Source organism: Dyella terrae, from assembly GCF_004322705.1.
Taxonomy (GTDB): Bacteria; Pseudomonadota; Gammaproteobacteria; order Xanthomonadales; family Rhodanobacteraceae; genus Dyella_D; species Dyella_D terrae.
This window is the reverse complement of sequence record NZ_SIZZ01000001.1, coordinates 16,890-31,966: the sequence shown is the minus strand read 5'-3', so window position 1 is coordinate 31,966 and position 15,077 is coordinate 16,890. Positions and strand designations below refer to the sequence as shown.

10 protein-coding genes are annotated in these 15,077 nt (G+C 64.1%); 4 read left to right on the top strand and 6 right to left on the bottom strand.

What is annotated here, in order from left to right; all coding sequences use genetic code 11:
• Positions 1-11: 11 nt before the first annotated feature.
• The 4 genes from EYV96_RS00200 to rng form a co-directional block, all read right to left on the bottom strand.
• A complete protein-coding gene (locus tag EYV96_RS00200; RefSeq protein ID WP_131149524.1) occupies positions 12-1,181 on the bottom strand; it encodes a PrgH/EprH family type III secretion apparatus protein in 1,170 nt (389 codons plus the stop codon).
• Between the two features lie 324 nt (positions 1,182-1,505).
• Complete coding sequence (gene tldD / locus EYV96_RS00195) at positions 1,506-2,945, bottom strand: metalloprotease TldD (RefSeq protein ID WP_131149523.1); 1,440 nt, start codon at positions 2,943-2,945, stop codon at positions 1,506-1,508.
• Positions 2,946-3,020: 75 nt separating this feature from the next.
• On the bottom strand, positions 3,021-6,881 hold the full coding sequence (locus tag EYV96_RS00190) for a YhdP family protein (RefSeq protein WP_131149522.1): 3,861 nt from the start codon (positions 6,879-6,881) through the stop codon (positions 3,021-3,023).
• Between the two features lie 165 nt (positions 6,882-7,046).
• Complete coding sequence (gene rng, locus EYV96_RS00185; protein ID WP_131149521.1) at positions 7,047-8,534, bottom strand: ribonuclease G; 1,488 nt, start codon at positions 8,532-8,534, stop codon at positions 7,047-7,049.
• Between the two features lie 130 nt (positions 8,535-8,664).
• On the opposite strand from rng, the gene EYV96_RS00180 reads away from it, so the two are divergent.
• Genes EYV96_RS00180 through EYV96_RS00170 form a run of 3 tightly spaced genes read left to right on the top strand, consistent with a single transcriptional unit; the run spans position 8,665 to position 11,250 of the window.
• A complete protein-coding gene (locus tag EYV96_RS00180; protein WP_131149520.1) occupies positions 8,665-9,330 on the top strand; it encodes a response regulator transcription factor in 666 nt (221 codons plus the stop codon).
• Complete coding sequence (locus EYV96_RS00175) at positions 9,327-10,748, top strand: ATP-binding protein (RefSeq protein ID WP_131149519.1); 1,422 nt, start codon at positions 9,327-9,329, stop codon at positions 10,746-10,748. Before EYV96_RS00180 ends, EYV96_RS00175 begins: the two co-directional genes overlap by 4 nt.
• Positions 10,729-11,250: a mismatch-specific DNA-glycosylase gene (locus tag EYV96_RS00170; protein ID WP_131149518.1), complete on the top strand. Its 522-nt coding sequence runs from the start codon at positions 10,729-10,731 to the stop codon at positions 11,248-11,250. Before EYV96_RS00175 ends, EYV96_RS00170 begins: the two co-directional genes overlap by 20 nt.
• A gap of 39 nt (positions 11,251-11,289) precedes the next feature.
• On the opposite strand, the gene EYV96_RS00165 is transcribed toward EYV96_RS00170, so the two are convergent.
• Both EYV96_RS00165 and EYV96_RS00160 read right to left on the bottom strand, forming a co-directional pair.
• Positions 11,290-12,585 (bottom strand): cytochrome c, encoded by a 1,296-nt coding sequence (locus EYV96_RS00165; RefSeq protein ID WP_131149517.1) that lies wholly within the window; start codon positions 12,583-12,585, stop codon positions 11,290-11,292.
• Complete coding sequence (locus EYV96_RS00160) at positions 12,582-13,334, bottom strand: c-type cytochrome (protein ID WP_131149516.1); 753 nt, start codon at positions 13,332-13,334, stop codon at positions 12,582-12,584. The genes EYV96_RS00165 and EYV96_RS00160 overlap by 4 nt, the downstream gene beginning before the upstream one ends.
• Before the next feature lie 94 nt (positions 13,335-13,428).
• Between EYV96_RS00160 and EYV96_RS00155 the strand changes: the two genes are divergently transcribed.
• Complete coding sequence (locus EYV96_RS00155) at positions 13,429-15,033, top strand: amidase (RefSeq protein WP_131149515.1); 1,605 nt, start codon at positions 13,429-13,431, stop codon at positions 15,031-15,033.
• Positions 15,034-15,077: the final 44 nt, after the last annotated feature.

The following is a 15,077-nucleotide window of genomic DNA, read 5'->3' as shown; positions in this document are numbered from 1 at the left end:
GTGGAAGCGGCTTACAGCGAGGCATCCCGTGGCATGAAACTCAACGAGCTGTCGGTCATCTGAGTCAGCATGTCGGGCCGGTAACGAAAGTTGGTTGAAGGCAGGACAGCGTCCTGCATACGCACATGGACAATGACCCTGCGCGCACCCCAGTTACGCTCGAACTCCAGGGCGGACGATCGAAGCGCATTGAGCTGCATGTCCGTCAGACTTCCGTCGTTAACCACGCCCCAGGTTGCGCCTCGACGCACGACGCCGGGACGGATTCCCAACGCGACAAAGCTGCGCTTCGCCGCTTCGATCAATGCGTCGTCAGTAATCATGCTCACGGTGACATCCGTGGCAAATGGCATGGCGTCCAGAATCAGTTGCCGCGCCGACGGATGATCGTTGCCCTGAGCTTCACCGCCGGAGAGCACCAGTTCGGGAACCGCGGGGTTATCCATGCGAAGGGTGACGATGGGATAACCGGAACGCTCGAGCTTTGCCTCAATCCGGTGGCGTTCGACATCAAGACCAACCCACGTGAGATAGCGTCCAGGCGCGACACGCGTCCACTCTCGCTGGATGGCCGCGATGTGATCCGTCGATGCAACCACGCCGTACTCGAAGCCATCACGACCACGTAGCAAGGTCATGCCGGGAAGCACCGGCTGCGCATGTCCTGGCGAACTCCGTCGAAGCTCCCGATCGCCGGCGGCACTCCAGCCGATCAACGCCAGTCCGAAGACGCAAAGAACCAGGCCGGGCAGGCAGCGCCGCACACCTCGCGCGCGGTAACGGCGCGATGGTGGCGCAATGGATGTCACGGCCGCATCACCCTGGAATGCGATGACCTCGTTGGACCATGTCTCGTTGTCATGCCTGAAGGCGACGCTCACATCGCGCAGGCGAACGACGACATTGGTCGAAGCAACTTGCAGCGACTGGCTTAGCTCACCCGCCTCAACCTGCCCCACTTCGATGCTGCCGTTTTCGAGCACCCTGATCATGAGAGTCGATGCAAGGCGCGTGTCGGGCACGTAGTACGTGTTGTCTGCGCGGGCGATGGTCTGGGCGACATCGTCATCGATGACGTGCGACATTGGACCAAAGACGAAGACCGCATCACCCTCGGTCAGACTGTACTCGGCTCCGAACATCGAACCCGAGAGCAGCTTCAACTTTATCGCTCGATCCATCGCCACCCTCGCTGGCTGAATGCCACGTGCGAGTTAGGTTCCGCTCCCTCATGGAGTCAGTAAATACGATAGTTCCGAATTGGATGTGTCGATCATCAAGCGCTCATGATCTCGACTTGTTCGCGAGGAAAACTCAATCCAGGAGGAGATCAATCAGTTCGATAACGCTGCCATGAGAGGGACATCCAAGCAAACACCGACGCGCGTTTGGCTATCCAAATGAAACTGGACGACATGGATACAAAAAGCAAAAGGCCGCGTGGCGATGCTCACGCGGCCTTCCCATGCTCGGCTCTCGCGACGCGCGTCGCACGCCGGGTGCAACTACATGCCCGTGCCGCCCACCGTCATGCCGTCGACCCGCAAGGTGGGCTGACCCACACCCACGGGAACGCTCTGCCCATCCTTGCCGCAGACACCCACACCTTCATCGAGCGCGAGGTCGTTACCGATCATGCTGACACGCGTCAGCACCTCGGGACCGGCACCAATGAGCGTGGCTCCCTTCACGGGCGCGGTGATCTTTCCGTCTTCGATCAGATAGGCCTCGGATGCGGAGAAGACGAACTTGCCGTTGGTGATGTCAACCTGGCCACCGCCAAAGTTGACGGCAAACAAACCGCGCTTGACCGAGCCGATGATCTCCTGCGGATCGCGCTGGCCAGCCAGCATGTAGGTGTTGGTCATGCGCGGCATCGGCAACTGTGCAAAGGATTCGCGACGACCATTACCCGTCGGCGCCATGCCCATGAGGCGCGCATTGAGCTTGTCCTGCATGTAGCCCTTGAGGATGCCATCTTCGATCAACGTCGTGCATGCGGTGGGCGTGCCTTCGTCATCGATATTGAGCGAACCGCGCCGGCCCTGCAGCGTGCCGTCATCCACCACGGTTACGCCAGGCGCGGCCACGCGCTGGCCGATGCGACCGGCAAATGCCGAGCTACCCTTGCGATTGAAATCACCTTCGAGTCCATGGCCGATCGCTTCGTGCAGCAATACGCCGGGCCAGCCCGGGCCCAACACGACCGTCATCATGCCCGCCGGAGCATCCACGGCCTCGAGGTTCACCAGCGCCTGGCGCACGGCTTCGTCGGCAAATGCCATGGCGCGGCCGTTCTCGATCAGCTCGCGGTAGCCATAGCGACCGCCGCCGCCCGCATGGCCTTGCTCGCGCCGCCCGTTTTGCTCAGCGATGACCTGGACGTTCAGGCGCACCAGCGGGCGCACATCGGCCGCCAGCGTGCCATCGGATCCGGCGATCAGCACGGTGTCCACCGTCGAGGCGATGCTGACGATCACCTGCTTGACGCGCGGATCGCGCGCGCGCGCGTATGCATCGACTTCCCTCAACAGGGCGATTTTGTCTTCGTTGGGCAGGCTTTCGACCGGATCGATGGCGGGATAGAGCTGGCGTCCCTGGGTGACGGCCAAAGGTCGGCCGTGGCCGTTACCGCCCTGTGCGATCGCGCGCGCCGCGCGCGAGGCGTCCAGGAGTTGCGGCAGAACGATTTCGTCGGAGTAGGCGAAGCCGGTTTTTTCGCCCGAGATGGCGCGCACACCCACGCCCTGCTCGATGGAGTGGCTGCCGTCCTTGACGATGCCCTCTTCCAGCACCCAGGACTCACTGCGCGAATGCTGGAAATACAAGTCGGCCGCGTCGATGGAAGGCCCCATCAACTGGTTGAACACGCGGTCGAGGTCGGTGGAAGCCAGGCCACCCGGCGCCAGGAGTCGGCGCTCGGCCTGCACGATGAGGGAATCCATGGAAATCGCCATGCAATGGGAGTTTGAAGTGTTTATGTGGGGGCGTGAAGCCGCCCTTTAAAGCATACCCGGGCGTCAGCGGCCCGCGCTGGATGCAGGCGCGGGCGCGGCGGGTGTTGCCGGGGGCGTCGGCACCGCGCCGGCTTTCGCCGGCCCGGCACTGCGCTTTTCGATCAGTGTATAGACGGGCTTGTCCCACGTACCGGTGATCCGGTAACGGGCACTGGCCGCATGATTGAGTCCGCGCCCGAGGATGCCCTGGGCCACGAAACCCGCCGCAGCACCAATCGGACCACCAACGACGCCACCGACGATAGGCAGGCTGTTGCCGACATGGGGGACGACCAGCACCTGCTGGTCGTAATCCTTGGCACGAAGGCCGGTGCGACCGGTCACGGAGATATCCGCGGCCGGCCCGCGGATCTGGAGATTCTTGGTGGAGGCATCGCCATCGTTCAGTTCGAAGTCGCCGGTGATGGCATCGAAGGCCAGTCCCTTGCCGAAGACGTCACCAAAATCCAGGGTGAGTCGGCGCGGCAGCTCGATCACCGAAATGAGGCCAAACAATCGACCCACGCCCGGAGCGACTTCCGGAATGCTGCCATCCGTCACCTGGATACCCAGCTTGCCATTCATGCTGGCCAGCTCCATCGCCGACGGCGCGCCAGGCCATGTCGCATCGAGGTTCGCGCGCGTCTTGCCACCATTGAACAGTCCGGAAAAACCAAAGGCACCAAGCATGTCGCCAAGATTCTCTGCGGCGAAGTCGATGCGCATATGCGTATGGCTGTTGGTGTCCGTGCCTTCCCAGTCGCCACTGCCGTTGATCTGCACGCTATGCGACAAGGCGCGCAGCTGATCGACATGCATGCCGCGATCCGTCGGCCAGGTCTCCAGTCGCGCCTCACCCAGTTTCGACACGCCAAAACGCAGATCGGCCACCCAGACATGGAACGGCGGCAAGGACGACGGCGTGACCCCGGTATTGGCCGGATCAGGCAGCGGCGCGCCTTCGGACTTCGGCTTCTCCGGCGTGTTGTCCCTGGGCCAGTACAGGCGATCCAGGCGAGCGGTGACGCCACGCTTGCGCAAGTCGTTGCTGGGCACGCTGAAGTTGCCCGCGATTTCGCTGCTGTCCACGTCGACGCTCAGGGCATCGCTTCCGGGCGTCGCCTGGATGCGCATGGACGGGAAGCTATGGCCAAAGACCATGGCCTGGTCGGCATTGACGTCGATGCTCTCCAGACCCGGGCCGTCACCCGTGGCGCCGGCCACCGAGTACTGGACCCATCCGGTGACGTCCAGCACGGCCGGCTTGCCGCGCACGCGGATGCCTTTGTCCGGCACGGTGTCAGGCATGCGGTTGCCGAACGCAAACGTCGCGGCCAGCGGATGGCTGTTGCCTTCGGGCAAACGCAGGCGACCGCGAACGACCTGGCCGATCGAAACCTGAAGATCGCTTCCGGCAACCGGAAGGTTCATTGCGACGCGTAGCGGCAGGGTTTCATCGGCGGACTTTTTCAGCGGCACCGGGAAATCCAGGCTCATGCCGGTCATGGGCGACTCGATCGTGAGCAACTGCGAAGCGTTGGCAACCGACGGCGGATGCACGATGTCGAAACCGATGGTGAATTCGCTGCGCCCGCCAGCGATCGGCTTGAGCCAGTCAAGCTCAGGATAGCCCTGCACAAGTTCGTTCATCGCGTACTTGCCGGTCAGGCGTGTCGACAGCACCGTGTCGGGATTGCCTGTCGCACCGGCGATAGCGATATCGAGCCTGGACGGCTGGCCGCGAAAACCCGCATCGAGCGGCCCGCCGTGGAAGCCATGCTGATCAAACGTCGCCGGACCACGGATCTTGTCGAGCTTCAGGTTCCAGTCCGGCGCATTGAGATCGGCGTCTTTCAGCTGCGCGGTACCGGTAAGCGTGAAGTCCTTCGCTTCCTTCAGCGGCAACAGCAGATGGAAACCGAACGAAGTCGATCCACCCAGGCTCATCTTGGACAGGATGTCCGCCTGATGGCTGGCGATCGGACTCTTGCGCAGGAATTCCATGACGTTGGGACCATTGCCCGCGCCGGACACCGTCAGGTCCAGCTCGGAGTTACCGAAATCGGCAATGGTCGCCGAGGCCTTGTCCGCCTTGATGCCCAGTGACTGCCCGCCGCTGGCCTCAACCAACATGCTGTTGTCGATGAAGTTGGCGACCAGGTTGACGCCTTCCGCGCGCGGCCAGTCCTTGCCGTAATCGAGGGTGAGATCGCTGATCTGGGCGCGTGCTTCAAAGCGGCCCTCGTTGTGATGGAAAGGCCAGTCGGCCAGATCGCCGCGAACCACGACATCACCACGATCGATGTTGCCCGATACGAGCGCGCGATCGAGCCATTCAATCGCCGAGGGCGCCATCGAATCGATGGGCCAGAACAACTTGGCGGCGTTGACGTCAGCGTGATTGACCGTGGCATACAAATCGAGGAACGGCTTGCCGCCGCCGTCGTGCAGCGCCATTTCGCCGCGCGCCTCGACCTCGAAACCTTCGCCGTGCAATTGCAGCGCGTCCAGGCCCATGTGCAAATCGCCATCGGCGTGCCAGAACGCGACATTGCCGGCGAGCCTCGACAGATTGAACGGCTGGCGGAACGTGTGCGGAAAACGCAGAACCGTCGACTGTGCAGGCAACTCGAGTACAGCGGCCTGTTGATCACCCCGAACTTCGCCGTCCAGGCGATCCAGGCCCGGCAACTTGCCCACCGGATCGATGCCCAGCGCGGCAAAGCCCATGTCGACGGACGTCAGCCCGCCGGCCTTGCTCCACTGCATCGAAGCGTGACTGATCTTGCCCCGCGGCTTGCCCGCACCCAGCCATTCGGCCAGGGAGGGCGACATGTCCGGCTTCAGCGCCAGCCAGGGGACCAGCGGTGCCAGCTGCAGATCACGCGCGGCCACCGCGACGCTGGCGTCATCACTGCCAAGGTGACGGGCATCCACCGCGAGGGCGCTGCCGTCGTCGGCGAGCCACTTGATGCCGAAAACATCATCGCCTTTGCGGATCTCCGACAGGCCATGCAGCCCCGGCACCATCGCGCGATGGCCATCAGGGCCCACCAGCGAGAGGTTGTTGAGATCGAAACGCGTCAGGTTGCGGACCACCCGTCCATGGCGCCAGTCCAGCCACGACGCCACGTTACCTTGCCCGCGCTCGATGGTGTAACCGGCCATGTCGACGCCGGCCGTCAAGGCACGGAGATCGATCTGATCGCCAGCGAGCCAGACGCGGCCGTCGCTGCCGTCTTCACTGAAACTACCCGCACCACGAATCTGTCCCGGCGCACCGGCACGCTCCAGGATCGCACCGACGCGCACGCGCCCGCCCTGGCGACTCATGCGCAACTGTTTTGCGTTGAGTGTGTAGTGCTTGCCGACGCGCTCGTCCGCGATCTCCACGCGCAGGTCGTAAAGCCAGAGCTCCGCCGACAACCGCCCGAAGGAAGGCGCCTGACGATCTTCACCACCCGCCACGCCGATGCCGTTGACGTGCCATACGCCATCGGCAGCGCGACTGAGATCGAGTTGCAGCCCACGGGCGCGAAGGTTGAGCAGGTGACGCGACGGCATCAGCCAGCCGCCCAGGTCGAGCTTGAGTTCGGTTTCCGGAATGCGGAGCGGTGCACCGCCATCGACGGGGCTGACCGTCACGTCGCGCATGACCAGCAGCGGACCGGACGGCTGCCAGCGACCTTCGAGCGACGCAAACGTCACCGGCTGGTGGAGCTGCTGGCTGAGCTGCCGCGCGACCCATTCCGGATGACGCGCCAGCGACGGCAACAGCAACTGGATCAGCCCAGCCAGCACCGCCAGCGTAATGACGGCAACACCGGCGACCCAGCCAAGCAGGCGGGCGACCCGATGGGCCCGTTGGCGCCAGATCGCGTTCACCGGCGATCCGGCGCAGCGAAACGACCGCCCTGCCCGCAAGGCTCGAACCGGGCGTCAACCAAGTTCTTGCGATGCGACGGCGTGGACGGAGAACGGCGAGCGGGATGTGACCTGGCCGCGCGGGCTAGACGAAAGGCGGGGACGCCCTCTTCGCCGCGCGACGCATCACAAGAGAACGACATCGAACTGTTCCTGCGAATAATGCTCTTCAGCCTGAAAGCGTATGCTTTTGGAGATGAACTCTTCCAGTTCGGCCACGGCGGCCGACTCTTCCTCCAGGATGCGGCTGACCACCTTGGTGCTTGCCATCACCAGCAGCTTTTCGGCGTTGAACTGGCGGACCGCCCGGGTGATCTCGCGGAAGATCTCATAGGTGACGGTTTCGGCCGTCTTCACGGTGCCGCGGCCGCTGCAGGCCGGGCACGGCTCGCATAGCTGGCGCTCCAGGCTTTCGGTGGTGCGCTTGCGCGTCATCTCCACCAGGCCCAGGGCCGACATGGGGTACACCGTCGTCTTGGCGTGATCGCGCTGCAGGCCCTTTTCCAGCATGCGCAGCACCTGACGGCGATGCTCCTCGTCGGTCATGTCGATGAAATCGATGATGATGATGCCGCCGAGGTTACGCAGACGCAGCTGGCGTGCCGCCGCCTGAGCCGCCTCCAGATTGGTGCGATAGACCGTTTCCTCGAGGTTGCGCGTGCCAAGGTAACCGCCGGTGTTGACGTCAATCGTGGTCATGGCCTCGGTCTGGTCGACGATGAGGTAGCCACCCGACTTCAGCGGGACTTCCTTGCGCAAGGCGCGCTGGATTTCGTCTTCCACGCCGTACAGATCGAAGATCGGACGCTCGCCGGAATAGTGTTCAACGCGGTCGTCCAGACTGGGCATGAACTTGTGCACGAACTTGACGACCTTGTCGTAGGTTTCGCGCGAATCGACACGGACCTTCTCGATATCGTCGTTGAGCATGTCGCGCAGGCTGCGCAGTGGCAGCGACAGCTCCTCGTACACGCGCTCGCCGACCTTGGACCGGGCGATGTTTTCCTGCACCACGCGCCATACCTTGCCCAGGTAGGTCACGTCGAAAGCGAGCGATTCGGCTGTCGCCTCCTCCGCGTTGGTGCGCACGATGTAGCCCAGCGGGTTTTCGCCGATGAGCGAGGTCATCACTTCCTTCAGGCGGACGCGTTCGGCTTCATCCTCGATGCGCGCGGAAATGCCCAGCGTGCGCGCATGCGGCAGCAGCACCAGGTATCGCGAAGGGATGGAAAGATGCGTGGACAGACGCGCACCCTTGGTGCCGATCGGGTCCTTGACTACCTGCACCACGATTTCCTGGCCTTCATGGACCAGTTCACTGATCGAGGGCGTATGGCCGCTGCCGGCCACGGCGACGTCCACGCCTTCGACCGCCGCCGGCGCGGGCGGCCGGACGATATCCGAGGCGTGCAGAAACGCCGCGCGCTCCAGGCCGATGTCGACGAACACCGCCTGCATGCCCGGCATCACGCGCTGGACGCGCCCCTTGTACACATTGCCAACATAACCACGACGGGAAGTGCGCTCGACATGCACCTCTTGCAGCATGCCGTTTTCGACCACGCCCACGCGGGTTTCGCGCGGGGTCACGTTGATCAGGATTTCTTCACTCACCGAACACTCCCCTCACCAGCACTCTTTATAGCGGCTGCCGGAGCGGGCGTCGATGCGCCAGCACACACCTTCGACCTGCTCCGTTAAGCTGCGCCCTGAGACGGCGACTGCGCGCTGTCACGGAGGCGCCATGAAATTGCTGCTGGTGGAGGATTCGGAACGCCTGCGCCAGACCCTCAGGCATGGCCTGGCGGCGGCAGGGTTTACGGTGGATACCGCCCAGGATGGCCTGGAGGCCAAGCAGTTCCTTGAAAGCTACGCCTACGAGCTGGTCGTACTCGACCTCATGCTGCCCAAGATGGATGGCATTGCTGTACTGCGCAGTTTGCCAACGGCGGGCCTGCGACCCAGGGTGCTGGTGTTGTCGGCGCGTGACCAGGTCGCCGACCGGATCGAAGCCCTGAACGCGGGCGCGGACGATTACCTCACCAAGCCTTTCTCCTTCGACGAGATCGTGGCGCGCCTGCACGCCCTGGCGCGTCGCCCACAGCAAGCCCAGGCCGTGGCAATCGCCCACGGCGCGCTGACCTGGGATCCGCTCTCGCACGGTGCGACGGTCAATCGACAGCCGCTCCCGCTGACGCCACGCGAATTCGCCGTGCTTGGACTGTTGCTGCGACATCGGGGTCGTACGTTCTCGCGCCAGGAGATTCTTGAGCGCACCGCGGGCAGCGACTCCGACGTGTCCGATCGCAGCGTCGAAGTGCTGGTCTTCGGCCTGCGCCGCAAGCTTGATACCGCCGGCCTCCAGGGCCTGATCGAAACCCGACGCGGCGCCGGCTATCTGATTCCATGAAGCGAGGGGCGCTCTCCACCAGCATCACGCTGCTGGTGTTGATCACCAGCCTGCTGCTGCTCGGCGGCGGGTCGCTGCTGATGGATGCGCGCATCGACAGTCGCCTCGAAGAGCGCTATCGCGAAACGCTGCTGGCGCAGGCGCGTGCTGCCGCGACGGTGATCGAACTGGAGAGCGAGGTTCCACAGGCGCATGGCCTGTTGCGCCCCCTTGGCGAATTGTTTGGCGGCCATGGTCGCATCTACTACGAGCTGCGCTGCAAGAGCCAACCGATCGTGCGCAGCTACCCCGCCCCGCCGCTCATTCCAGGCGATTGGCCCGACAATGTCAGTACCGAACCGAAGTTCAGCGAACTGATGCATGAAGGCCGCCCGCTCGGTTCCGTGATCTTCGCGTTTCAGGGTGCCATTAACGAATCAAGCACGCTCAGTGCACGCCCCTTCGTGCCGGTTCGCGCGGGCGATGCGACGCACGATTGCCAGTTGCTGTTCCAGCAGGATCGACGGCAGTTCGACGACTTGCTGCTCGACATCGACTGGATCCTCGTCATCAGCCCCTTGCTCGCCTTGTTCATCGCTTTCATCGCCGTGCCGCTGATCATTCGCCGCGGCATGCGACCGATGGCTCAGCTCGTCCAGTCGATGGATCGCATTGGCCCTTCCGCACCGGGACAACGACTGGCGCCCACCGGCCTGTCCGAACTGGATCCGCTGGTCGTTCGGTTCAATCAGGTGCTTGAGCGCATGGATGATGGATTGGCACGGGAACGACAGTTTGCCAGCGGCCTCGCGCACGAAACCCGTACGCGCCTGGCGGAGTTGCGCACGCTGACCGAAGTGGAGCTGCGCTATCCCACCGGTCGCAGCATGCATCAGTTGCTGTCGGAAATCGGCGTCATAAGTGGTGAACTCGAGGCGACGGTAACGGCGCTGCTGATGCTCACGCGCCTGCAAGCGGGCATGGATCTGCCACAGCCGCAGCGACTGGACCTGGCCGAATGGCTGGAGCGGCTGGTGCAACGGCACCGCGTCCAACGGGATGGCGCGTCCGTTGTCTACGATCTGCAGGTCGCCGATGCCCCTGTCCTGCATACCGATCCTGCCCTGCTCGAGCTGGTGATCGGCAATCTCATTGGCAACGCTTTCGCCTACGCGCCGAAAGGCGACAGGGTTCTCCTGCGCGCCGACCGCATGGGATTCCACATCGAGAATGCCGCGCCCAACCTCAACGGGGGCGACATGCCGCATCTGGGCCAACGCTTCTGGCGCAAACAGACGGAGCAAGGTGGTCACGCTGGCCTGGGGCTAGCCCTCGCGATGGCGGCGGCACAAGTGCTGGGCATGCCGCTCGAACTTTCGCTATCGCCCGAACACCGGTTGCACGCAAACCTCGCCTGGCATGGCACGCGCGTCCACTGAATCAACGCACGTCCTGCCGGACGTCCTCGCGCCGGATCTGCGGGTGGTGTTCTGCGGCACGGCGCCAGGCACGCGCTCTGCGGTTGAACAGGCTTACTACGCCCATCCCGGCAATCAATTCTGGCCGGCGCTGCATGCGGCGGGCCTGACGCCAAGGCTGTTCGCGCCCGCTGAATTCCGCGGGCTACTTTCGCTGGGGCTGGGTTTGACCGATGTAGCCAAGCACCACTCGGGTAACGACGATGCGCTCCCGCGTGACGCCTTCGACGCCGATGCACTGCGCAGCAAAGTCGTCCGCTATGCACCACGGGTGCTGGCGTTCACCAGCAAGGCGGCAGCGCGGGCGGTGCTGGGACGCGTTGATGCTTATGGCGAGCAAGCGGAGCGCCTTGGCGCGACGCGCATCGTCGTCCTGCCTTCGCCGTCGGGTCAGGCGCGTGGCCACTGGTCGATGGAACCATGGATGGCGCTGGGCGCGCTGGTCAGAACGATGCGGGATTAGGCGTCACCGAATCGCGACGCCCAGCCCCGTGCCAGAAGATCAATCGACAGGCGTGTGCCGGTACTTGATCACGTCCCGTTCCATGACATGCGGCGACTTGTTGCCCCAGGCCTGACGGATGTAGGTCACGACGGCCGCGACGTCCGCATCATTCAACTGCTGCGCGAACGGTGGCATGGAGTACGGACGCGCATTGCCCGCCGTCGCGGGAGCAAAGCCGCCAAGCAGGACGACGCGAATGGCATTGATGCCCGTCGGTTCATTGACGGACGCATTGCCGTTGAGCGGCGGATAGACCCCCGCGACACCATTGCCGTCCTTGCCGTGGCAGTCGGCGCACCGTTCTGCGTAAACGTTGGCGCCCTGCTTGATCATCGTGCTCACGTCGAGCGGCGACTTCGGCGCCTCGACCAGGGGCCGCGCCGGCAGCGATTGCAGATAAGTGGCGATAGCCTGCAGGTCGTCGTCGGTCATGTGCTGCGTGCTTTGAGCCACCACTTCGGCCATGGGACCGAACGCCGTGCCCTTGGCGGACTGGCCGGTCTTGAGCAGGTCGACAATGTCCTTCGTGGTCCAGCCATCGAGACCGCCGTTGGCCTGCGTGCTCAGATCCGGTGCGTACCAGTTCTGCATCGGAATCTGGCCACCGGACAACGGCTGGTCGCTGCGCATGCCGCCAAACGAGTCACGCGCAATATGGCACTCGTTGCAGTGGCCGAGGCCCTGGACCAGGTACGCGCCGCGATTCCACGCCGGTGACTTGCTGTTGTCCGGCTGGTATTCGCCTTCTTTGAAGTACAACGCGCGCCACGCCTTGAGACTGTTGCGCACGTTGTAGGGGAAGGCCAGGCCCAGCGGCCTGGCTTCCTGCGCAACCGGCGCAAGGGATTGCAGGTAAGCGAAGATCGCAAGCGCATCGTCGCGCGTGACCTTGGTGTACGACGTGTACGAGAACGCCGGATAGAGGAACTCGCCCTGCTTGCCCACGCCCGAGTGCAGCGCGCGATAGAACTCGGCAAAACTCCAGTTGCCAAGCCCGGTGGCCTTGTCGGGCGTCAGGTTTGGCGCGGGAATATCACCAAAGGGCGTGCCGACCACGCGACCACCCGCAAAACGCACACCGCCTTGTGCCGTATGGCACGCCGCGCAATCGCCCACGGTGGTGAGGTACTGGCCTTTGGCGATGAGTGCCGGGTCCTTGAGTGCCTCGGCAGTTTCCTTGCCCGGTTCAACGGGCGTGAGCTTTTCACCGCCGCGCAAGAACCACATCGCGACGACGGCGACGAGAGCCACGACAACCGCCGTAGCGATCAAACCCATCTTGGGCGACTTCATGCGCCATTCCCCTTGCTGTCGCCGAGCACACCGCAATGGAGCGGCGGCGTGATGGTGCCTTCCGCTTGCGCGTGCATGTCGCCGGGCAGCTCGCGTCCGGCCAACCAGGCGGACACCGCACTGATATCCGATTCACTGAGGCGATTGGCGACTTCCGCCATGCAGTCGGGCGCGACTGTCGCACGCGTCTTCGTGCGCCACGAACCGAGCTGCGAGCTGAGATAGTCGTACGGCAGGCCGACCAGCCCAGGTACGTTTGGCTGTACGCCGGTGAGCTGGGTGCCGTGGCAGGCGACACAGGCAGGTATCTGCCGCGCGGCATCGCCGTGCAGGGCCAGTTCCTCACCGCGCTTGAGCGCATCGGCGGACGTGCGCGGGACGGGCGAACGTTGGTAAGGGACTTCCTGGGCCGCGAAATACTGGGCGATCTCCTGCATGTACGCAGGGCTCAGATGGCGGACCGTGTACTCCATCGGGCCGTACTTGCGCAGGCCGTCCTGGAAGTCCTGTAGCTGCCGGGCAAGGTAGCCTGCGGGCTTGCCGGCAAGGCGCGGAAAGAAACCACTGTCCGGCGTGCCCTCACCGTGCGCACCATGGCATGCCGTGCACGATGCAATGCGCTGCTGGATGGTATCGGGGACATGGGGAGCGGCATCCTGCGCGGTGGCAGTACCCACCAGGGCGGCGGCGAACCACAGGAGGGCGGCGAACACACGCCGGGCCTGGCACTGCTGGGCTGTCGTATTCATCGCACGATTATATGCGCCGACCTGCATCACGCCCGCGTGGAAGCCGCTAAGCTGGCGCTTCGCGACATCATGTCGCAGATGCCAGGAGACCGTCGTGAACCGTACGTCGTTGTCGATTGCCCTGCTTTGCGCCAGCGTCCTGGCAAGCTTTGCTTCAGCCGCCCAAACAGCCCGGCCCGAACTGGCCTGGGCCGGCATTGCCGATCTTCAGCAGCAAATGCAGGGCGGCCAACTGACCAGCGTCAAGCTGACCCAGGCCTTCATCGATCGTGTGCACGCCATCGACCAGCAAGGGCCCAGCTTGCACTCGATCCTTGAAGTGAACCCGGACGCCTTGAAGATTGCCGCCGAGGTCGACCGCCAACCGCATGGCGGTGCTTTGCGTGGCATCCCGATCCTGCTCAAGGACAACATTGACACCGGTGATCGCATGCTCACGACGGCCGGCTCGCTTGCGCTGATGGAAGCACCCGCGCCGCAGGATGCCGGGCTGGTGAAGCGGCTTCGCGAGAGCGGCGCCGTCATCCTGGGCAAGACCAATCTGAGTGAATGGGCCAACATGCGCTCCAACCATGCCAGCAGTGGCTGGAGCGGCCGGGGTGGCCAGACGCGCAATCCCTACGTGCTTGATCGCAACCCATGTGGCTCAAGTGCGGGTTCCGGAGCTGCCGTGGCAGCGGGTCTTGCCACCGTAGCCATCGGCTCGGAAACGGATGGCTCGATCATCTGCCCCGCCGCCGCCAACGGCATTGTCGGCATCAAGCCAACGGTGGGCCTGGTCAGTCGCAGCGGCATCATCCCGATCAGTCATAACCAGGACACGGCGGGCCCGATGGCACGCAACGTCGCCGACGCGGCCATCGTGCTGAACGTGATTGCCGGCAGCGATCCGCGCGACCCGGCGACCGCGGAAGCGGATCGCCGCAAGTCCGACTACACCAAGGCGCTCGACCCGAATGGTTTGCGAGGCAAGCGCATCGGCGTGGTGCGCCAGTTGGCCTGCGCTGAACCCAATGCCGACCGCGTGCTCGAAGCGTCCATCACGTTGATGAAGGCCCAGGGGGCCATCATCGTCGACCCGGTGGAGATTCCCCACCTGAAGGAATTGGGCGATCCGGAATTCACGGTTCTGCTATATGACCTCAAGCACGACATGAACGCGTATTTGGCGACCCGACCGGCATCGAAGAACAAGTCTCTCGCCGATCTGATTGCGTTCAACAAGCGCGAAGCGAAGCGCGAGATGCCGTGGTTTGGCCAGGAGTTGTTCGAACAGGCACAGGCCAAGGGGCCGCTGACGTCGGACGAGTACGTGAAGGCGCAGGCGAAGGCGAAACGACTGGCGGGCCCCGAGGGCATCGACGTGGCACTGTCGAGCAACCACCTGGACGCGCTGCTCGCTCCGTCCTGGGGCCCGACGTTCGTCACCGATCCGGTGCTGGGCGATCATGTCGTTAGCGGAGATCCCACCGTGGGTGGCGCCTCGCAGCCGGCGGCGGTGGCGGGCTATCCGTCCATCACGGTGCCTGCAGGCTTTGCGCATGACCTGCCGGTCGGCATCGTGTTCTTTGGCGCCAAGTGGAGTGAGCCGACGCTCATCGCCATCGCCTACGGATTTGAGCAGCACGCCAAGGCCTGGCAGCCGCCGAAGTTCCTGGAGACGGTGGGCGGCAAGCCGGTGGCTCCGGGCGTGCCCTGACTTCAGCCATGGCCGGCACGACGGCAAACGGACGTCCAAACGTC

Excerpts from the sequence above, each read along its gene's own strand:
- EYV96_RS00200 (WP_131149524.1), bottom strand. The coding sequence starts at position 1,181 with ATGGATCGAGCGATAAAGTTGAAGCTGCTCTCGGGTTCGATGTTCGGA.
- tldD (WP_131149523.1), bottom strand. The coding sequence starts at position 2,945 with ATGGATTCCCTCATCGTGCAGGCCGAGCGCCGACTCCTGGCGCCGGGT.
- EYV96_RS00180 (WP_131149520.1), top strand. The coding sequence starts at position 8,665 with ATGAAATTGCTGCTGGTGGAGGATTCGGAACGCCTGCGCCAGACCCTC.
- EYV96_RS00175 (WP_131149519.1), top strand. The coding sequence starts at position 9,327 with ATGAAGCGAGGGGCGCTCTCCACCAGCATCACGCTGCTGGTGTTGATC.
- EYV96_RS00170 (WP_131149518.1), top strand. The coding sequence starts at position 10,729 with ATGGCACGCGCGTCCACTGAATCAACGCACGTCCTGCCGGACGTCCTC.
- EYV96_RS00165 (WP_131149517.1), bottom strand. The coding sequence starts at position 12,585 with ATGAAGTCGCCCAAGATGGGTTTGATCGCTACGGCGGTTGTCGTGGCT.
- EYV96_RS00160 (WP_131149516.1), bottom strand. The coding sequence starts at position 13,334 with ATGAATACGACAGCCCAGCAGTGCCAGGCCCGGCGTGTGTTCGCCGCC.